Origin of the sequence: Mycobacterium ostraviense (genome assembly GCF_002705925.1) — a bacterium.
GTDB lineage: Bacteria > Actinomycetota > Actinomycetes > Mycobacteriales > Mycobacteriaceae > Mycobacterium > Mycobacterium ostraviense.
The window spans coordinates 3,572,689-3,591,245 of the sequence record NZ_NKRE01000001.1 but is presented as its reverse complement, the minus strand read 5'-3'; the positions used below and the strand labels follow the sequence as shown (position 1 = coordinate 3,591,245).

The window sequence follows — 18,557 nt, the reverse complement described above, 5'->3', positions numbered from 1 at the left end:
GAAGCAGCAATGGATTTCTCGACAACCGAAGCCGCGGCCGACCTCGGCGGCCTGGTGGACACGATCGTCGACGCGGTGTGCACCCCGGCGCATCAACGGCAGCTGGACGCGTTGGAGCAACGGTTTGACCGCGAGCTGTGGGGCAAGCTGGCCGGCGCCGACATCCTGACCAGCGCTGCCCCGTCGGCTCTGGGCGGCGACGGATTCGGGGTGCTCGAACAGGTTGCGATACTGGTCGCGCTCGGTCACCAGCTGGCCGCGGTGCCCTATCTCGAGTCGGTGGTACTGGCCGCCGGTGCGCTGGCCCGGTTCAGCTCCGAGGAATTGCAGCAGGGCTGGGGGGTGCCGGCGGTCAGCGGGTCGAAGATCTTGACCGTCGCGCTCGACGGTGAGATGGGCGAGGGTCCGGTGCAGGCTGTTGCCGCCGGCGAGGGCTTTCGGCTCACCGGCACGCGCACCCAGGTGGGCTACGGCCCGGTCGCGGACGCCTTCCTGGTTCCTGCCGAAACCGATTCCGGCACAGAGGTTTTCCTTGTTTCCGCCGATGACCCGGGGGTGACCGTGACCGCCCTGCACACCACCGGCCTGGGCAGCATCGGGCATCTGACCCTCGATGGTGTTGCGGTGGATGACTCGCGCCGGGTTGGCGGCAGTGCTGTGGTCTCCTGGCTGCGCACGATATATACCTTGGGCCGCAGCGCATTCCAGCTCGGCGTCCTGGAGCGCGGATTGCAGATGACGGCCGAATACGCCCGTACCCGAGAGCAATTCGACCGCCCGATCGGGAGCTTCCAGGCGGTGGGGCAACGGCTGGCCGACGGTTATATCGACGTCAAAGGGCTGCGGCTGACGCTGACGCAGGCGGCCTGGAAAGTCGCCGAAGATCTGCCGGCCGAGCTCGACGTGGCATCGGCCGCGTTCTGGGCCGCCGACGCCGGGCACCGGGTGGCGCACACGATCGTGCACGTACATGGCGGTGTCGGCGTCGACACCGACCACCCGGTGCATCGATACTTTCTGGCGGCCAAGGAGACCGAGTTCGCCCTGGGCGGTGCCACCAGGCAGCTGCGCCGGATCGGCCGGGAACTGGCGGAGACCCCAGCCTAGTGGCTTGCGTGACAGTGGCGTCACGCTCGGATGCGAGCGTGACTGCGGCGTCACGCTCGAGGCGACGAGGAGTCTGACGCAGTGAGCACTGATCCGACCGTCACCCAACTGCTGGTGCCGTTGGCCGAAATCGGCGACCGGGGCGTTTATTTCGAGGACTCGTTCACCAGCTGGCGTGATCACCTACGGCACGGCGCCGCCATCGCGGCAGCGCTGCGTGAGCGGCTCGACCCGGCGCGTCCGCCGCATGTCGGGGTGCTGCTGCAGAACACCCCGTTCTTCTCGGCAATGCTGGTGGCGGCCGGGATGTCGGGCATCGTTCCGGTGGGCCTCAATCCGGTGCGCCGTGGCGCGGCACTGGCCCGCGACATCCGGCACGCCGACTGTCAGCTCGTGCTCGCCGACTCGGAATCTGTTGCGCCGCTGAGTGATCTGGGCCACGTCAACGTGGATTCCGCCGAATGGGCCGACCAGGTCGCGGCTCGACACGATGCCGAGGTGTGTTTCCAATCCGCCTCATCCGCGGACACTTTCATGTTGATCTACACCTCGGGCACCAGCGGTGACCCGAAGGCGGTGAAGTGCAGTCACAGCAAGGTCGCGATCGCCGGGGTGACCATGACCCAGCGCTTCGGCCTGGGCCGTGACGACGTCTGCTATGTGTCGATGCCGTTGTTCCATTCCAACGCGGTCCTGGTCGGATGGGCGGTGGCGCTGGCATGCCAGGGCTCAATGGCGTTGCGCCGTAAGTTTTCTGCCTCCGGCTTCATGACGGACGTGCGCCGCTACGGCGCGACTTACGCAAATTACGTCGGCAAACCGTTGTCGTACGTGCTTGCCACACCCGAGCAGCCCGACGACGCCGACAACCCGCTGCGGGCGGTATACGGCAATGAAGGGGTGCCCGGCGACGTCGAGCGTTTCGCGCGCCGATTCGGCTGTGTGGTCATCGACGGGTTCGGTTCGACCGAAGGCGGCGTGGCGATCAGCCGGACACCCGACACTCCGGCCGGCGCGCTGGGACCGCTGCCAGACGGGATTCAGATCGTCGACCCCGAGACCGGCGAACAGTGCCCACCCGGCGTCGTCGGCGAGTTGGTCAACGTTGCCGGGCCGGGTCGCTTCGAGGGCTACTACAACGACGACGCCGCGTCCGCCGAGCGCATGGCCGGTGGCGTCTACCACAGCGGCGACCTGGCCTACCGCGACGAAGCCGGATATGCCTATTTCGCTGGGCGGCTGGGTGATTGGATGCGAGTCGACGGGGAGAATCTCGGCACGGCACCGATCGAACGGGTGCTGCTGCGCTACCCCGGAGTCGTCGAGGTAGCGGTTTATCCGGTCCCCGATCCGGTGGTCGGTGATCAGGTGATGGCGGCGGTGGTGATGGCGTCGGGTGTCGACTTCGACGTCGGCTCGTTCCGGGCTTTTCTAGCTCAACAATCCGACCTCGGGCCCAAGCAGTGGCCGTCATACGTCCGGGTGAGCGCCGCTTTGCCGAAGACGCCGACGTTCAAAGTGCTCAAACGCCAGTTGTCGGCCGAGGGTGTCGACTGCGGTGATCCGGTGTGGCCGATACGGCGATAGGCGGTTTAGTGGACCCGCTGCACGCAAGGAGGCCATGACCACCCAACCGAACCCGGCACTCGACGCGGGCTTCGAGGAACTTTCGGCCACGGTGCCGGCGATCATCGGCCTGGCCATCGCCGTACCGGGTCGAACCGAGGCATCTGCGTTGGGCCGGTGGTCGACCGGCGTTGCTTGGTCAACCATCAAAGTTCCGTTGGTGATCGCTGCGCCACGTCACGATCGCAGCCTTGCCAAAGACCTCGCGGTCAAGGCGATCACCGAATCGGACGATGTCGCCGCGGAGGTGCTGTGGTCGCAACTGGGAGATCGTGCCGACGCGGCGCGGCAGGTGCAAACCGTGCTCCGAGAAGCCGGCGATGCGGGCACCGTGGTCGAATCGCGGCGGCTTCGGCCGGGTTTCACGGCATTCGGGCAGACGCAGTGGCCACTGGACAGGCAAGCATGGTTTGCGGCGCACCTGGTGGGCCTCGCCGGCGCCGTCGGTGTCACCGATTTGATGCACCAGCTCTGCAGCGATCATCGTTGGGGGCTAGCCGCCAAAGGTGTTGCCGCAAAAGGCGGTTGGGGGCCTGGGAGCGACGGTGACTATTTGGTTCGGCAATTCGGGTTCATACCCCACCGAATTCGGGTATGCGGGCGTGGCGTTGGCAGCCCAGGCAGCGAAGTTCGAGACCGCCGTGGATGTGCTCAACCGGATGACGGATTGGCTCGTCAACCATTTCCGCGAGCTGACCGGGCAGTGACGCGCCCGGGGGTTATCCCAACAGCGACGGCACCATCGCGTCGATCAGGTGCGGTCCGGGTTCGGCAACGGCGGCACGCAGGGCGTCGGCGAACTCCTCACAGGTGGTGACGCGCCGCGCCGGCACACCCATGCCCTCGGCCATCTTGACGAAATCCATTCTGGGGGGCGATATGTCGAGTAGATTCAGCGCCTTGGGGCCGGGAGCGGATCCGGCGCCGACGCGCTGCAACTCGATCCGCAGGATGTCGTAGGCGCCGTTGTTGTAGATGACGGTGGTGACGTCGAGGTTTTCCCGCGCCTGGGTCCACAATCCCGAAATCGTGTACATCGCCGACCCGTCGGATTGCAGGCACAGCACCGGACGATCGGGAGCGGCGACCGCGGCACCCACCGCCGCCGGGATGCCGTAGCCGATCGCCCCGCCGGTCAGCGTCAGCCAGTCATGAGCCGGCGCCCCGGCGGTGGCTTGTGCCAGCAGCAGACCCGAAGTGTTGGATTCGTCGACGACGATCGCCCGATCGGGCATCAGCGCGCCGATCACCTCGGCCGCCGACGCCGACGTCAGCGGACCCGTCGGAAGTTGCGGACGCGACGCGGCCGCCACCGGCGCGCGGGTGCCCGGTGCCAACTCGTCGGCCAGCGCGACCAGGGCGTCCGCCGCTCCCCTGGGCTCGGCGAGCAGATGCACCGCACATCCGGCCGGCACCAGATCGCTGGGCATGCCGGGGTAGGCGAAAAACGACACCGGCGACTTCGCGCCGGCCAGCACCAGATGCTTGGCCCCGTTCAACTGTGCCGTCGCTGCTTCCGCGAAGTACGCGAGGCGCTCCACGGCGGGCACGCCGGCGCCGCGCTCCAGCCGGGTCGGAAACGTCTCACACAACCAGCGCGCCCCGGTGGCCTCGGCGATCCGGGCGGCCGCGGCCAATCCCGGGCCGCGGGTGGCGTCCCCGCCGATCAGCAACATCACGGGTTCTCCGGAGCGCAACACGTTGGCTACCGGCCCCGGGTCCTTACCGGTCGCCGCCGGCCGCTCCACAACCGGGGCGGCCGGCGCGGCGCCCTCCGACCAGGAGGCGTCGGCGGGCAGGATCAGCGTCGAGATCTGCGGACCCAACCGGCTTGCGGCGACCGCGTCGGCGGTATCGGTTCCGACGTCAGCGGCGGCCTGTGTGCGGCGCACCCATCCCGACACGGTGCCGGCCAGCGCATCGATGTCGGATTCCAATGGGGCGTCGTACTTTTTGTGATAGGTCGCGTGGTCGCCGACGACGACTACCATCGGCACCCGCGCGCGCCGCGCGTTGTGTAGGTTTGCCAGACCGTTGCCCAGTCCGGGACCCAGGTGCAGCAGCACCGCAGCCGGCCGGTCCGCGATGCGGGCGTAGCCGTCGGCCGCACCGGTGGCCACACCTTCGAAAAGCGTTAGCACACCGCGCATTTGCGGAACGTCGTCCAATGCCGCCACGAAGTGCATCTCCGACGTGCCGGGGTTCGCGAAGCACACCTCGACACCGCCGTCGACCAGAGTGCTGATCAGAGCTTGAGCACCGTTCATGGGTTCACCTTTCCTCGTGCCAGCTCCCCGAAGACGCGTTCGGCGTTGCGGTGCAGGAAGTCTCGTCGCGCGTCATCGCTGAGACCGAGTTCGTCGAGGCCGGCCAGGGCGTGCGAATGGGCGATCATCGGATAGTTGGTGCCGAACAAGACCTTGCGTTGTCCGGTACCGGTTTTCATGAAGCTCACCAGCTCCTGCGGCAGCCGCTTGATGGTGTAGGCGGAGGTGTCGATGTAGACGTTTTCGTGCTTGCGGGCCACCGCGACCATCTCCTCGGTCCACGGATAGCCGACATGCCCGCACACGATCACCAACTCCGGAAAGTCCAGCGCCACCTGATCGATATAGGGAATCGGGCGTCCGGTTTCCGATGGCCGCAACGGGCCGGTGTGACCGACCTGGGTGCAGAACGGCACGGCCAACTCGACGCACTCGGCGAACAACGGGTAGTAGCGACGGTCGGTGGGCGGCGCGTTCCACAGCCAGGGCACCACCCGCAGACCGACGAAACCGTCGTCGCGCACTCGGCGCCGCAGTTCCCGAACCGCCGCCATAGGCCGGTCCAGGTCGGCTGTCGCCAGGCCGGCAAACCTGTCCGGGTGCGCGGCGACCCAAGCGGCGACCTCGTCGTTGGAGATCAGGTCCTGGCCGTTGGGCCCGCGCCACGCGCTGAGCACGCCGAGGTCGACGCCGGCGGCGTCCATCACCGCAAGGGTTGCCGAGATGGGGATTTCGGTATCGGGTATGGACCCACCGGTCCAGCGCCGAAGCGAGGCCAACATGTCGCTGCGCAGGAACCGCTGGGTCGGGTGCTGCATCCACACATCGATCGTCATCGCGCTTCGAACTGTAGACGCCCTGCCGACGTTTTCGTGCGGCGGCGGTCTGTCCCCCGCTCCGATCCCGTGGGGCCCTGATCGGGTTTCGACCGCCTCCGGCTGCGCGAACCTCGATCCCGGCGACAGATTCGTACCGTCACTATTTCCCTAAGTATCAAGGGTGTAGTACCGGACTGCTTATATGGCGAAAACTGATACTCGGCTAGAGGCTATCGCAACCATACTAATAGACGAAAAACGGCCCACATGCTAGACGCTCGGTAGATAAGATGCCGACCTAGCGACGCCGCGGGGGGCGGTCGTTGCCGACGTTTCCCAAACGGTTGGAGCTTCCGTCACGGCGCACGTGCTCGTCTCCCCGGACATAATCGCCGCAGCCGCCGAGGATCTGACCAACCTCGGTTCAACCATCGGTGCGGCCAACGCAGCCGCGGCCACGTCGACGACGGAGGTCCTGGCCGCGGCAACCGATGAGTGTGTCGGCGCGCATTGCGGAATTATTTGGCGCATACGGCCGGGAATACCAGGCGATCAGTGCTCAGGCCGCGGCGTTTCACGCCCGGTTTTTGCAGGCCGTGAATGCGGGTGCGGGGGCTTACGCCTTCGCGGAAGCCGCCAACGCGTCACCGTTGCAGACCCTCGAGCAGGATGTGCTCAACCTCCTGAACGCGCCGACCCAGCTGTTGCTGGGCCGACCGCTGATCGGCAACGGCGCCGATGCGACGGTTCCCGGCGGCGCCGGCGGGGACGGCGGCATCTTGTTCGGCAGCGGGCGGTAATGGTGCAGCCGGAGCCCCCGGACAGGCCGGTGGCGCCGGTGGGTCGGCGGGGCTGTGGGGCAACGGCGGCACGGGTGGCGCCGGCGGAATTGGCGCCAACGGCGGGGCCGGCGGCAACGGCGGGTGGCTGCTTGGCTTCGGCGGCCAAGGCGGCACCGGCGGGACCGGTGCCGGCGCCGGTGGGGCGGGCGGCAACGGCGGGTTCTTGTTCGGCGGCGGCGGCGCCGGCGGAATCGGCGGGATCGGCGGCGGCGCCGGCGGCGCCGGGGGCCGCGGCGAATGGCTGATCGGTGCCGGCGGGCCCGGCGGCGCAGGCGGCGACGGCGGGGGTACCGGTGGGGCGGGCGGAAACGGCGGCTTCTTGTGGGGGGCCGGCGGCGCCGGCGGAAACGGCGAGGTGTTGTTCGGGGGCGGCGGTGCCGGCGGCCGCCTACCCGGACACAACAGCCGACGCCCACGAACACGGAGACGCGCTAACGGCGTCGCGCACGACCACTCGCACCGGGTCAGCGCCCGGCATTCAAGGCGATCAGGTTACGAGCGCAAGAACACCCGACCCGCCGCATATTGCGCGCCCAAACGAGCCCCTAACCAGCCGATCCGGAAATACAGGGCGCCCCGTCGCGGTGTAACGCGGAGCCCACCCAGCCGGACCTGAATTACCTTACCCCACAACGTCACTCACGCATTCGCCGCCTCAGCTCGGGCAAAGCCGCACCAGGCCCAAATTACGCCCCAGTCGTCACCTGACCGGCCCGCACGTCGTCGGCCGGCCGAGCCTCGGTCTGCTCCTTGGCCCAGCGGTAATCCGGCTTACCGGCAGGTGACCGCTTCACCTCGTCGACGAACCAAATGCGGCGCGGCACTTTGTATCCCGCGATCTGAGAGCGCACAAAGCCGTCCAACTCGGCCAGCGACGGGCGGCACCCGGGCCGGGCCTGCACCACGGCCGCCACCTGCTGGCCGTAGCGGGGATCGGGCACCCCGACCACCAGAGCGTCGAAGACGTCGGGATGGCCCTTCAGCGCTGCCTCGACATCTTCGGGATAAATTTTCTCGCCGCCGCTGTTGATCGACACGGAGCCGCGGCCCAGCATGGTGACCGTTCCGTCCGCCTCGACCATGGCGTAGTCGCCCGGAATCGCATACCGCACACCGTTAATGGTCTTGAACGTCTCGGCCGTCTTCTTCTCGTCCTTGTAATAGCCGACCGGAATGTTGCCTTTCTTCGCGATCATGCCACGCACCCCGGAACCGGGCTTCACCTCGTTGCCGGCCTCGTCGAGGACGACGGTCCGGTGGTCGATAGTGACTCGCGGGCCCCCGTTCTGCGACGCGCCAGCGGCGACGATGCTGGTACCGCCAAACCCGGTCTCCGACGAACCAATTGAGTCGGTAATAACCCGATTGGGAAGCAGCTCGAGCAGTTTCTGCTTGATGCTCGGTGAGAACAGCGCCGCGGTGCTGGCCAGCAGGAACAGCGACGACAGATCGTAATCGTGTTCTCGGTCAAGCGCATCCAGTAACGGCCGGGCCATCGCGTCACCGGTAAAGAACAATAGGTTCACCCTGTGCTTCTCAACAGTGCGCCACACCTCGTCAGCGTTGAATTCCGGTGCCAGAACGGTGGTTTGACCGGAGAAGATGGACATCCAGGTGGCCGACTGGGTGGCCCCGTGGATCATCGGTGGAATCGGATAACGGATCATCGGCTGATTAGCGGCGGCTGCACGCGCTAGGTCGTATTCGTCTTCCACGAATTTCCCTGTGGCGAAGTCGGTTCCGCCGAACAGCACGCGGTAGATGTCCTCGTGGCGCCACATCACGCCCTTCGGGAATCCGGTCGTGCCGCCGGTGTAGAGGAGGTAGATGTCATCAGAGCTGCGCTCCCCGAAATCCCGCTCAGGTGAGCCCTGCTCCAGCGCCGCGTAGAACTCGACGCCGCCATAGCGCTGATAGTCCTGGTCGCTCCCGTCCTCGACGACGAGGACCGTCTTGACGTTGGGTGTGTCCGGTAGCACGTTGGCGACCCGGTCGCAGTACTGGCGCTCGTGCACCAGCGCAACCATGTCGGAGTTGTCGAACAGATACCGAAGCTCTCCCTCGACGTACCGGTAGTTGACGTTGACCAGAATGGCGCCCGCCTTCACGATGCCGAGCATCGCGATGACGATCTCGTTGCGGTTGCGGCAGTACAGTCCGACCTTGTCGTCCTTCCGCACTCCGTGGTCGAGCAGGTAGTGCGCCAGGCGGTTGGCTTTCTCCTCGAGTTGGGCGTAGGTCAGCTGCTCATCGCCGCAGATGAGGGCTACCCGGTCAGGCACCGCGTCGATGGCGTGCTCGGCGAGATCGGCAATATTGAGGGCCACGGACCCCAAACTAGAACGTGTTACATTTCTTGACAAGCGAATGCCCGATGTCGAGCGAGAGGCGGTTAGCCGTGGCCCTGGACAACGCCGCAGCACCAGCAAACGAACCCGAACCGGATGCGCTGGTCGAGCAGCGCGGCCACACCCTCGTCGTGACGATGAACCGGCCACACGCCCGCAACGCGCTGAGCAGCGAAATGATGCAGATCATGGTCGAGGCCTGGGACCGCATCGACAACGATCCCGACATCCGATGCGCCATCCTCACCGGGGCCGGTGGCTACTTCTGCGCCGGCATGGATCTCAAGGCGGCAACCAAGAAGCCGCCGGGTGATTCGTTCAAGGACGGCAGCTACGACCCGTCGCGTATCGACGCCCTGCTCAAAGGCCGACGACTCACCAAACCGTTGATCGCCGCGGTGGAAGGACCCGCGATCGCCGGCGGCACCGAGATCCTGCAGGGCACCGACATCCGCGTCGCCGGCGAAAGCGCCAAGTTCGGCATTTCCGAGGCCAAGTGGAGCCTGTACCCGATGGGCGGCTCTGCGGTGCGACTGGTGCGCCAGATCCCCTACACCGTGGCCTGCGACCTGCTGCTGACTGGACGCCACATCACCGCCGCCGAGGCCAAGGAGATCGGTTTGATCGGCTACTTAGTGCCCGACGGGCAGGCCCTGACGAAAGCCCTCGAAATCGCGGAAACCATCGAAAACAACGGCCCGCTCGCCGTGAGGGCGATCCTGCGGACCATCCGCGAGACCGAAGGCATGGCCGAAAACGACGCCTTCAAGATCGACACCCAGATCGGCATCAAGGTCTTCCTGTCCGATGACGCCAAGGAAGGCCCGACGGCGTTCGCCGAAAAACGCAAGCCCAACTTCCAGAACCGCTGAATCCGCCTCACCGAGCGTGTTCTGACTGCGAGGATTCGGCCAAAATTTCGACAGCCAGAACACGCTCGACGGCCTTGTCGGTACCCCGCGCCACACTGCTAGTCCGTGACCGGACCTTTCATCGGCAGTGAAGCGATCGTATCGGGTGCGCTGACGCCGTATCGGCTACGTAGCCGATACGTCGCGGTCCATCCCGACGTCTACGTCCCGCCCGGCACGGACCTCACCGCCACGACACGCGCTCATGCCGCCTGGCTGTGGTCACGACGGCGCGGCGTTATCGCCGGCCACTCGGCTTCCGCACTACATGGCGCCAAATGGGTTGACCATCGGGCACCGGCCCAGTTGCTCTATGACTACCGCCGTCCCCCGCGCGGCATCCTGACCTGGTCGAGCGCCGTGGCCAGTGACGAGATCCAGCTGATAGGCGGCCTACAAGCAACCACCCCGGCCCGCACTGCCCTCGACCTCGCCTGCCGAAATCCAGCCGGCACAGCGGTTGCGGCTATCGACGCGCTCGCCAGAGCAACCAGATTCCGGGTCGCCGACGCCGAATTGCTGGCCGAACGCTACAACGGACACCGCAACATCCGGCGTGCCCGCAGCGCACTCAAGCTGGTCGACGCGGGCGCGGAGTCACCGCGCGAGACCTGGCTGCGGTTGCTGCTCATCGACGCCGGCTATCCGCGGCCGCAGACCCAGATCGCGGTTTACGGGCAGTACGGCGAGCTTGTCGGCGTACTCGACATGGGCTGGGCGGACATCAAAGTCGCGGTCGAGTACGAGGGCGATCATCATCGGACCGATCGCAGGCAATTCAACAAGGACATCGCGCGTTTCGAAGCACTGACCGATCTTGGCTGGATCGTCGTGCGGGTCACCGTCGAGGACGTGCCGGGCGGCATCCTGCGCCGCGTGGCCGCCGCCTGGGCCCGCCGAGCGTGCAGTCAGCGCGAAAAATGAGCCAAAATCTCGCGCTGAGAACACGTTCGGCGCAACACAGGCAACGCACCCGCAACGACAACTCAACCCAGCGGCGCACTAGGAGTGAACACCACCGGCATCGACTCCAGCCCGCTGACGAAGTTCGCCGGCCGCAACGGCAACACATCATCCGAGGACGCCAGCCGCAAGTCCGGCAGCCGCCGCAGCAACCGATCGGTCATCAACGACAGCTCCAGGCGCGCCAATTGGTTGCCCAGGCAGAAATGCGTACCGAACCCGAACGCCAAGTGACTGTTCGGATTTCGCTGAATGTCAAATCTATCGGCATCCGGGAAAACCGCCTCGTCGAAGTTGGCCGACTCGAACAAGAGCATCATCTTCTCGCCCGCACGCAAGGCCGTGCCGTGAAAGTCCGTATCACAAGTCAACATTCGGCACATGTTCTTCACCGGCGAGGTCCAGCGCAGCATCTCCTCAACCGCAGAGGGCACCAACGACGGGTCGGCCACCAGCGAATCCCACTGATCGCGGTTGCGCAGCAGCTGCTCGGTACCTCCACTAAGCGTATGCCGGGTGGTCTCGTCGCCGCCGATCAGGATCAGCAGCGTCTCCATCACCAACTCGTCGTCGCTCAGCCGCTCCCCGTCGACCTCAGAACTCACCAACACGCTGACCAGATCGTCGGTCGGCTCCGCACGACGCGCGGCGATAGTCCCCCGGGTGAAGTCGTTGTAGGCCGCGAAGGCATCCATGCTGACCTGAAAATCCTCTTGCGACACATGGGAACTCAGAAACGTCACCAGATCGTCCGACCAGCGCAAGAACATGTCCCGCTGCTCGGGGCGCACGCCGAGCATGTCGCCGATCACCGCCATCGGCAGCGGCGCGGCCAGATCCCGCACGAAGTCACACTCACCGCGTTCACACACCGCGTCGATCAGCGTGTCACACAACGCCGCAATCGAGGCCTCCTTGTCTTTCACCCGCTTGCGGGTAAAGCCGGCGTTAACGAGCTTGCGCCGCAACAGATGTGCCGGGTCGTCCATGTCGATCATCATCGGCATGGCCGGCTGGTCAGGACGGATGCCGCCGGCGTTGGAGAACAGCTCGGGCTGCCGTTCGGCGTCGATCACCGCCTGATAGGTCGACGCCGCGGCCAGTCCGTTGCGGTCACGGAACACCGGCTCATGCGCTCGCATCCACCGGTACGCCGCCCGCGCCTCACGACTGGCGTAGAAGGTCCCGTCGGTCAGATCGACGTCTGGCCTATCAACGGCTTCAGTCATGCCAGTCCTCCGCATTACAGTGGGCGTCATGCCCGTCTCGCAACACACCATCGCCGGCACGGTGCTCACCATGCCGGTCCGTATCCGCACAGCGAATATGCACTCGGCGATGTTCTCGGTGCCGGCTGCGCCGACCCAAAAACTCATCGACTACAGCGGCCTCACGGTGTGCGAATATCTGCCGGGCAAAGCGATCGTGATGCAGATGCTGGTGCACTACGTCGACGGCGACCTCGGCCAGTACCACGAGTACGGCACCGTCATCATGGTCAATCCGCCCGGCAGCCGAGCCCGACAAGCCCGGGGTCCACGGGCCCTCGCGAAGGCCGCGGCGTTCATCCACCACCTGCCGGTCGACCAGTCCTTCACCCTCGAGGCCGGCCGCACCATCTGGGGTTTCCCGAAGATCATGGCGGACTTCAACGTTCGTGAGGGCGCCAAATTCAGTTTCAACGTCAGCGCCGACGGGCAGCTCATCGCCGGCATGGAGTTCAGCAACGGAGTGCCTATTCCAACGGGCAAAGCGCAGGTGCTCAAGGCCTATTCTCACCAAGACGGTGTCACCCGGGAGATCCCGTGGGAGATGAAGATGTCGGGCCTGCGGGCCAGGATCGGGGGCGCCCGGCTGCGCCTCGGTGACCACCCCTACGCCAAGGAACTCGCCTTGCTGGGCCTGCCCAAGCGGGCACTGGCGTCGCAGTCGGCGGCCAACGTGGAGATGACCTTCGGCGACGCGCACGCCATCTGAACCCACCCGGTCAATCTAGAACGCGTTCTAATCGCCTGGCAAGAACCGCCCTCAAACCAGCCCGGCAAGGTCGCGGACCTGCTCAACGCCGCGAGCGGCCACCACCATCATGGTCACCCCCGCGGCCTCCCAAGCCACGATCTGCTTACGCACGTAGTCGAGATCGCCGACGATCATGGCGTCGTCGACGAGCTCATCGGGGATCACCGCCGCGGCCTCGTCCTTGCGCCCGGACCGGAACAGCTTGGTCACGTCGTCGACGACCTGGGCGTAGCCCATCCGTCGATAGACGTCGGCGTGGAAGTTGGTGTCCTCGGCGCCCATCCCGCCCATGTAGAGGGCCAGGAACGGCTTGATGCCGGTGAACGCCGCCGCGCGGTCTTCGGTGACGACGATCTGCGCCGTCGCGCAGATCTCGAAATCCGCACGGCTGCGGCGGGCGCCGGGCCGCGCGAATCCCTCGTCCAGCCATTCGTTGTACATGCCGGCCATCCGGGGCGAATAGAAAATCGGCAGCCAACCGTCGCAGATCTCGGCGGCCAGCGCCACATTCTTCGGCCCCTCCGCACCCAGCATGATCGGGATGTCGGCCCGCAACGGATGGGTAATGGGCTTCAACGCCTTACCCAGCCCGGTGGTCCCCGAGCCGGTCAGCGGCAGCGGATAGTGGGGGCCGTCGCTGGTCACCGGCTCCTCGCGGGCCCACACCTGGCGCACGATGTCGATGTACTCCCGGGTGCGGGCCAGCGGCTTGGGGAACGGCTGGCCGTACCAACCCTCGACCACCTGCGGGCCGGACACACCGAGCCCCAGAATGTGGCGGCCACCGGACAGATGATCCAAGGTCAGCGCCGCCATCGCGCACGCCGTCGGGGTGCGCGCGGACAACTGGACCACCGAGGTGCCCAGCCGCACCCGCCGCGTGGCCGAACCCCACCAGGCCAGCGGGGTGTAAGCGTCGGAGCCCCACGCCTCGGCGGTGAACACGGCGTCGAACCCGGCGTCCTCGGCCGCGGCGACCAGTTCCGCGGCGTTCTCCGGAGGCTGAGCGCCCCAGTACCCCAGCTGCAGGCCCAGCTTCATCGTTGCCTCCTCGCTGCCTTCTTGCTCAGATAGTTAGAACCTGTTCTACTCGAAGGCGTGACAGCCACCTCGAGCGGCCCGACCTTGATCGATCATCGTGAGCCGCCTCTCTCCGCGCCGTTGACGTTGTCGTTCGACTACACCCGTTCAGTGGGTCCTACGTTGAGCAAGTTCTTCACCGCGCTGCGGGAGCGCCGCGTTCTGGGCGTTCGCGGAACCGATGGCCGGGTGCACGTGCCACCCGCGGAATACGACCCGGTGACCTACGAACCGCTGAGCGAGATGGTACCGGTGTCCGATGTCGGCACCGTCGTCTCCTGGACCTGGCAGCCGGAGCCGCTGGCGGGTCAGCCACTGGACCGACCGTTCGCCTGGGCGCTGATCAAGCTCGACGGCGCCGACACCCTGCTGATGCACGCTGTCGATGCTGGCCTACCGGACAAGATCAGCACCGGCGCGCGGGTGCATGCGCACTGGGCCGACGAGCCACAAGGCGCCATCACCGATATCGCGTACTTCGCGCTGGGCGGCGAATCCGAACCGGTCCCCGAGGCACCAGGCGACCACGAACCGGTCACCATGATCGTCACGCCGATCGAAATGACCATCCAGCACACCGCGTCCCACGAGGAAAGCGCGTATCTGCGCGCTATCGCCGAGGGCAAACTCTTGGGCGCACGCACCGGCCAGAATGGAAAAGTCTATTTCCCACCGCACGGCGCCGACCCGGCCACCGGCCAGCCGACCACCGAGTTCGTCGAGCTGCCGGACAAGGGCACGGTGACGACGTTCGCGATCATCAACATCCCGTTCATGGGTCAGCGGATCAAGCCCCCCTACGTGGCGGCCTACGTATTGCTCGACGGCGCCGATATCCCGTTCCTGCATTTGGTTTCCGACGTCGACGCGCACGAGGTGCGGATGGGGATGCGGGTCGAGGCGGTGTGGAAACCTTGCGAGGAGTGGGGATTCGGCATCGACAACATCCAGTACTTCCGTCCCACCGGCGAACCGGACGCCGAGTACGACACCTACAAACACCACCTGTAAAGGGCCTAACTGCATATGAGCGCTCGCAATGTCGCGGTGGTCGGCTTCGCCCACGCACCGCACGTTCGGCGGACCGACGGCACCACCAACGGCGTCGAGATGTTGATGCCGTGCTTCGCCCAGCTCTACGACGAGCTCGGCATCACCAAAGCCGACATCGGTTTCTGGTGTTCTGGCTCCTCGGATTACCTTGCTGGACGGGCGTTTTCGTTCATTTCGGCGATCGACTCGATCGGCGCCGTACCGCCGATCAACGAATCGCACGTCGAGATGGACGCCGCATGGGCACTGTATGAGGCCTACATCAAAATCCTGACCGGCGAGGTCGACACGGCGCTGGTGTACGGCTTCGGCAAGTCCTCCGCCGGAACCCTGCGGCGCGTCCTGTCCCGCCAGACAGACCCCTACACCGTCGCGCCGCTGTGGCCGGATTCGGTGTCCATGGCCGGATTACAGGCCCGCCTCGGGCTCGACTCCGGCAAGTGGAGCGAATTGCAAATGGCGCGGGTAGCTTTCGACTCCTTCGCCAATGCCCGCCGGGTGGACTCCGTCGAGCCCCCGGTGAGCATGGACGACCTGCTGGAGCGGCCGTTCTTCGCCGACCCGCTGCGCCGCCACGACATCGCGCCGATCACCGACGGCGCCGCGGCGATCGTCCTCGCAGCCGACGACCGCGCTCGGGAGTTGCGGGATAACCCGGCGTGGATAACGGGTATCGAACATCGCATCGAGTCGCCGTCGCTGGGCGTGCGCGACCTCACCGAGTCACCGTCGACCAGAGCCGCCGCGAAAGCGGCCAGCGGCGGCAAGACCCGTAACATCGATGTGGCCGAGATTTGTGCGCCGTTCACCCATCAGCACCTGATCCTCGCCGATGCCATCAACTTGCCGGGGGCGACGAAAATCAATCCCTCCGGTGGTGCGCTGGCCGCCAACCCCATGTTCGTCGCCGGCCTGGAGCGGATCGGCTTTGCCGCCCAACATATCTGGGACGGCTCGGCCCGCCGGGTGCTGGCGCACGCCACCAGCGGGCCTGCGCTGCAACAGAATCTGGTCGCCGTCATGGAAGGAAGAAACTGATGGCCGGAGCGGGAGCACAGCTGGCCGCGGTCCTGGGGACCGGTCAGACCAAGTACGTCGCCAAACGCCAGGATGTCTCGATGAACGGCATGGTGCGCGAGGCCATCGATCGGGCCCTGGAAGATTCCGGGTCCACTTTCGACGACATCGACGCCGTCGTGGTGGGCAAGGCGCCCGACTTCTTCGAAGGCGTCATGATGCCGGAACTGTTCATGGCTGACGCCATGGGCGCCACCGGCAAGCCCATGATCCGGGTGCACACCGCGGGCTCGGTCGGCGGGTCCACCGGAGTAGTGGCGGCCAGCCTGGTGCAGTCCGGCAAGTACCGCCGGGTGCTGGCGATGGCGTGGGAGAAGCAGTCGGAGTCCAATGCCATGTGGGCACTGTCGATTCCGATTCCCTTCATCAAGCCGGTCGGTGCCGGCGCGGGTGGTTACTTCGCTCCGCACGTGCGCGCCTATATCCGCCGCTCCGGAGCCCCGACCCACATCGGGGCCATGGTGGCCGTCAAGGACCGGCTCAACGGCAGCCGTAACCCGTTGGCGCACTTGCAACAGCCCGACATCACCCTGGAAAAGGTGATGGAGTCGCCGATGCTGTGGGACCCGATCCGCTACGACGAGACCTGTCCCTCCTCCGATGGTGCCTGCGCCGTGGTGATCGGCAGTGAGGAGATCGCCGACGCGCGGGTGGCGCAGGGGCAGCCGGTGGCGTGGATCCATGCCACCGCGTTGCGCACCGAACCGCTGGCGTACGCGGGTCGCGACCAGGTGAGCCCGCAGGCCGGCCGCGATGCCGCCGCCGCGCTCTGGAAGGCGGCGGGCATCACCAACCCCATCGACGAAATCGACGCCGCCGAAATCTACGTGCCGTTCTCCTGGTTCGAGCCGATGTGGTTGGAGAACCTCGGGTTTGCCCCCGAGGGCGAGGGCTGGAAGCTCACCGAAGCCGGCGAAACCGCCATCGGCGGACGGTTACCGGTCAACCCCTCCGGGGGGGTGATGTCCTCCAACCCGATCGGCGCCTCGGGTCTGATCCGGTTTGCCGAGGCGGCCATCCAGGTGATGGGCAAGGGCGGCGATCACCAGGTTCCGAATGCGCGAAAAGCTTTGGGGCACGCCTACGGTGGTGGCTCGCAATACTTCTCGATGTGGGTCGTGGGCTCTGAAAAGCCGGTCAAGCCATGACCCGGATGAAGTACACCTGCAGCATCGCCATGGGGCCGCTCGACCAGCTGGTCGGCATCGCCAAGACCGCCGAGGAAGTCGGGTTTGACTCGATCGCCCTACCGGATTCGCTGTTCTTCATGGAGAAGGCGGCCGCCGATTATCCGTATACCCCGGACGGGTCGCGGATGTGGGACGAGAACACGCCGTGGGTTGACCCGCTGATTGCCGCCGCCGCGATGGGCGCGGCCACCTCGACGCTGCGGTTCTACACCCACGTGCTGAAGCTCGGCTCCCGCCAGCCGCTGCTGCTGGCCCGCCAGGTCGGCTCGGTGGCCAATCTGACCAACAACCGCTTCGGCTTCGGCATCGGAATTGGTTGGGCACCAGAGGAATTCGAGTGGTGCGGGGTGCCCTACCAGCGCCGCGGCGCCCGGGTCGACGAGATGATCGAGGTGATCAAGCTGGTGCTCGGTGGCGGCATGGTGGAATTCCACGGTGAGTTCTTCGATTTCGATCGCCTGCAGATGAGTCCGGCCCCCAGCCGGCCGGTGCCGTTCTACGTCGGCGGGCACACCGACGTGGCGCTCAAGCGGGCCGCCCGCGTCGGCGACGGCTGGAGCACCGCGATGATGACCGGCGCGCAACTGGCCGAAACCATTCGCAAGCTCAACACGCTGCGGGCCGAATACGGCCGAGCCGACCAGCCGTTCGAGATCCAGGCGGTCTGCATCGACAAGTTCGGCGTCGACGGTCACCGCGAGCTCGCCGAGATGGGGGTCACCGACAACATCGTGGTGCCCTGGGTGTTCGACGGCCTGGGCTTCGATGCGCCGCTCGAGAAGAAGCAGGACTCGCTGAAACGCTTCGCCGACACCTATATCCACTCCGGTTGGCAGGACGCATGACCCATCCACACCCCGCACACGAGGCCGGCCGGCGCTCCCGGGAGGCGGTTCAAGCCCGAGACAAGCAGGCGTGGCTGGCGGTGTTCGCCGACGACGCCGTCGTCGAAGATCCCATCGGCCCATCGGCTTTCGACCCCGAGGGCAAGGGCCACCGCGGCCGCGACGCGATAGCGGCGTTCTGGGAAAAGGCCGTCGCGCCCACCACCAAGATCGAGTTCTTCTTCCGCGACACCTTCCAATGCGGCAACGAGGAAGCCAACGTCGGGCACATCCTGATCACGATGGGCGACCACCAGATCATCACCGAAGGGGTGTTCACCTACAAAGCCAATGACGACGGACAGCTGGTGGCCCTGCGGGCCTACTGGGAAATGGACCGCGCCGCCGCGACCGCCAAAAAGATGTAGTCTC

15 protein-coding genes and 2 pseudogenes are annotated in these 18,557 nt (G+C 66.3%); 12 read left to right on the top strand and 5 right to left on the bottom strand.

Features of this window, described 5'->3' with window-relative positions:
- The first annotated feature begins 9 nt into the window (after positions 1 to 9).
- The 3 genes and pseudogenes from CDN38_RS16655 to CDN38_RS16645 all read left to right on the top strand — a co-directional run bounded on the left by CDN38_RS16655 (position 10) and on the right by CDN38_RS16645 (position 3,440).
- Positions 10 to 1,107, top strand: coding sequence for an acyl-CoA dehydrogenase family protein (locus CDN38_RS16655; protein WP_075510126.1), 1,098 nt, complete (start codon positions 10 to 12; stop codon positions 1,105 to 1,107).
- An 81-nt stretch (positions 1,108 to 1,188) separates the two neighbouring features.
- Positions 1,189 to 2,694 carry a long-chain-fatty-acid--CoA ligase FadD17 gene (gene fadD17, locus CDN38_RS16650; protein ID WP_099319063.1) on the top strand — a complete coding sequence of 502 codons (1,506 nt, stop codon included), beginning with the start codon at positions 1,189 to 1,191 and terminating at the stop codon, positions 2,692 to 2,694.
- A 34-nt stretch (positions 2,695 to 2,728) separates the two neighbouring features.
- Positions 2,729 to 3,440 (top strand): annotated as a pseudogene (locus tag CDN38_RS16645) (hypothetical protein).
- Positions 3,441 to 3,452: 12 nt separating this feature from the next.
- Here the strand turns inward: CDN38_RS16645 and CDN38_RS16640 are convergent.
- A complete protein-coding gene (locus tag CDN38_RS16640; protein WP_075510128.1) occupies positions 3,453 to 5,000 on the bottom strand; it encodes an acetolactate synthase large subunit in 1,548 nt (515 codons plus the stop codon).
- Entirely contained in the window at positions 4,997 to 5,836 is an 840-nt protein-coding gene (locus tag CDN38_RS16635) for an amidohydrolase family protein (protein ID WP_075510129.1), read from the bottom strand. The genes CDN38_RS16640 and CDN38_RS16635 overlap by 4 nt, the downstream gene beginning before the upstream one ends.
- 349 nt (positions 5,837 to 6,185) lie before the next feature.
- On the opposite strand from CDN38_RS16635, the pseudogene CDN38_RS33050 reads away from it, so the two are divergent.
- Positions 6,186 to 7,045: pseudogene (locus tag CDN38_RS33050) on the top strand (PE family protein); the annotation flags it as partial.
- A gap of 301 nt (positions 7,046 to 7,346) precedes the next feature.
- Here CDN38_RS33050 and CDN38_RS16625 read toward each other — a convergent pair.
- Positions 7,347 to 8,996 (bottom strand): acyl-CoA synthetase, encoded by a 1,650-nt coding sequence (locus tag CDN38_RS16625; RefSeq protein ID WP_075510132.1) that lies wholly within the window; start codon positions 8,994 to 8,996, stop codon positions 7,347 to 7,349.
- Positions 8,997 to 9,145: 149 nt separating this feature from the next.
- Between CDN38_RS16625 and CDN38_RS16620 the strand changes: the two genes are divergently transcribed.
- Entirely contained in the window at positions 9,146 to 9,880 is a 735-nt protein-coding gene (locus CDN38_RS16620) for a crotonase/enoyl-CoA hydratase family protein (protein WP_233027202.1), read from the top strand.
- Between the two features lie 105 nt (positions 9,881 to 9,985).
- Positions 9,986 to 10,843 carry a type IV toxin-antitoxin system AbiEi family antitoxin gene (locus tag CDN38_RS16615; RefSeq protein ID WP_075510134.1) on the top strand — a complete coding sequence of 286 codons (858 nt, stop codon included), beginning with the start codon at positions 9,986 to 9,988 and terminating at the stop codon, positions 10,841 to 10,843.
- Between the two features lie 62 nt (positions 10,844 to 10,905).
- Here CDN38_RS16615 and CDN38_RS16610 read toward each other — a convergent pair whose 3' ends face one another.
- Positions 10,906 to 12,111, bottom strand: a complete 1,206-nt coding sequence (locus CDN38_RS16610; RefSeq protein WP_075510135.1) for a cytochrome P450 — start codon at positions 12,109 to 12,111, stop codon at positions 10,906 to 10,908.
- Positions 12,112 to 12,139: 28 nt separating this feature from the next.
- Between CDN38_RS16610 and CDN38_RS16605 the strand changes: the two genes are divergently transcribed.
- Entirely contained in the window at positions 12,140 to 12,859 is a 720-nt protein-coding gene (locus CDN38_RS16605; RefSeq protein WP_075510263.1) for an acetoacetate decarboxylase family protein, read from the top strand.
- Positions 12,860 to 12,910: 51 nt separating this feature from the next.
- Here CDN38_RS16605 and CDN38_RS16600 read toward each other — a convergent pair whose 3' ends face one another.
- Complete coding sequence (locus CDN38_RS16600; protein ID WP_075510136.1) at positions 12,911 to 13,942, bottom strand: LLM class F420-dependent oxidoreductase; 1,032 nt, start codon at positions 13,940 to 13,942, stop codon at positions 12,911 to 12,913.
- A 57-nt stretch (positions 13,943 to 13,999) separates the two neighbouring features.
- Between CDN38_RS16600 and CDN38_RS16595 the strand changes: the two genes are divergently transcribed.
- Genes CDN38_RS16595 through CDN38_RS16575 form a run of 5 tightly spaced genes read left to right on the top strand, consistent with a single transcriptional unit; the run spans position 14,000 to position 18,553 of the window.
- Positions 14,000 to 14,992, top strand: coding sequence for a Zn-ribbon domain-containing OB-fold protein (locus CDN38_RS16595; RefSeq protein ID WP_075510137.1), 993 nt, complete (start codon positions 14,000 to 14,002; stop codon positions 14,990 to 14,992).
- A 15-nt stretch (positions 14,993 to 15,007) separates the two neighbouring features.
- Positions 15,008 to 16,072: a thiolase family protein gene (locus tag CDN38_RS16590; protein WP_075510138.1), complete on the top strand. Its 1,065-nt coding sequence runs from the start codon at positions 15,008 to 15,010 to the stop codon at positions 16,070 to 16,072.
- Positions 16,072 to 17,259, top strand: coding sequence for a thiolase family protein (locus CDN38_RS16585; RefSeq protein WP_075510139.1), 1,188 nt, complete (start codon positions 16,072 to 16,074; stop codon positions 17,257 to 17,259). The genes CDN38_RS16590 and CDN38_RS16585 overlap by 1 nt, the downstream gene beginning before the upstream one ends.
- Positions 17,260 to 17,264: 5 nt before the next feature.
- Complete coding sequence (locus CDN38_RS16580) at positions 17,265 to 18,146, top strand: TIGR03619 family F420-dependent LLM class oxidoreductase (protein ID WP_075510264.1); 882 nt, start codon at positions 17,265 to 17,267, stop codon at positions 18,144 to 18,146.
- Positions 18,143 to 18,553, top strand: coding sequence for a nuclear transport factor 2 family protein (locus CDN38_RS16575; RefSeq protein WP_075510140.1), 411 nt, complete (start codon positions 18,143 to 18,145; stop codon positions 18,551 to 18,553). The genes CDN38_RS16580 and CDN38_RS16575 overlap by 4 nt, the downstream gene beginning before the upstream one ends.
- Positions 18,554 to 18,557: the final 4 nt, after the last annotated feature.

What these genes read in the sequence shown, in the direction of transcription:
- CDN38_RS16655 (WP_075510126.1), top strand. Translation starts at nt 10, where the DNA reads ATGGATTTCTCGACAACCGAAGCCGCGGCCGACCTCGGCGGCCTGGTG.
- CDN38_RS16640 (WP_075510128.1), bottom strand. Translation starts at nt 5,000, where the DNA reads ATGAACGGTGCTCAAGCTCTGATCAGCACTCTGGTCGACGGCGGTGTC.
- CDN38_RS16635 (WP_075510129.1), bottom strand. Translation starts at nt 5,836, where the DNA reads ATGACGATCGATGTGTGGATGCAGCACCCGACCCAGCGGTTCCTGCGC.
- CDN38_RS16620 (WP_233027202.1), top strand. Translation starts at nt 9,146, where the DNA reads ATGAACCGGCCACACGCCCGCAACGCGCTGAGCAGCGAAATGATGCAG.
- CDN38_RS16610 (WP_075510135.1), bottom strand. Translation starts at nt 12,111, where the DNA reads ATGACTGAAGCCGTTGATAGGCCAGACGTCGATCTGACCGACGGGACC.
- CDN38_RS16605 (WP_075510263.1), top strand. Translation starts at nt 12,140, where the DNA reads ATGCCCGTCTCGCAACACACCATCGCCGGCACGGTGCTCACCATGCCG.
- CDN38_RS16600 (WP_075510136.1), bottom strand. Translation starts at nt 13,942, where the DNA reads ATGAAGCTGGGCCTGCAGCTGGGGTACTGGGGCGCTCAGCCTCCGGAG.
- CDN38_RS16590 (WP_075510138.1), top strand. Translation starts at nt 15,008, where the DNA reads ATGAGCGCTCGCAATGTCGCGGTGGTCGGCTTCGCCCACGCACCGCAC.
- CDN38_RS16585 (WP_075510139.1), top strand. Translation starts at nt 16,072, where the DNA reads ATGGCCGGAGCGGGAGCACAGCTGGCCGCGGTCCTGGGGACCGGTCAG.
- CDN38_RS16580 (WP_075510264.1), top strand. Translation starts at nt 17,265, where the DNA reads ATGAAGTACACCTGCAGCATCGCCATGGGGCCGCTCGACCAGCTGGTC.
- CDN38_RS16575 (WP_075510140.1), top strand. Translation starts at nt 18,143, where the DNA reads ATGACCCATCCACACCCCGCACACGAGGCCGGCCGGCGCTCCCGGGAG.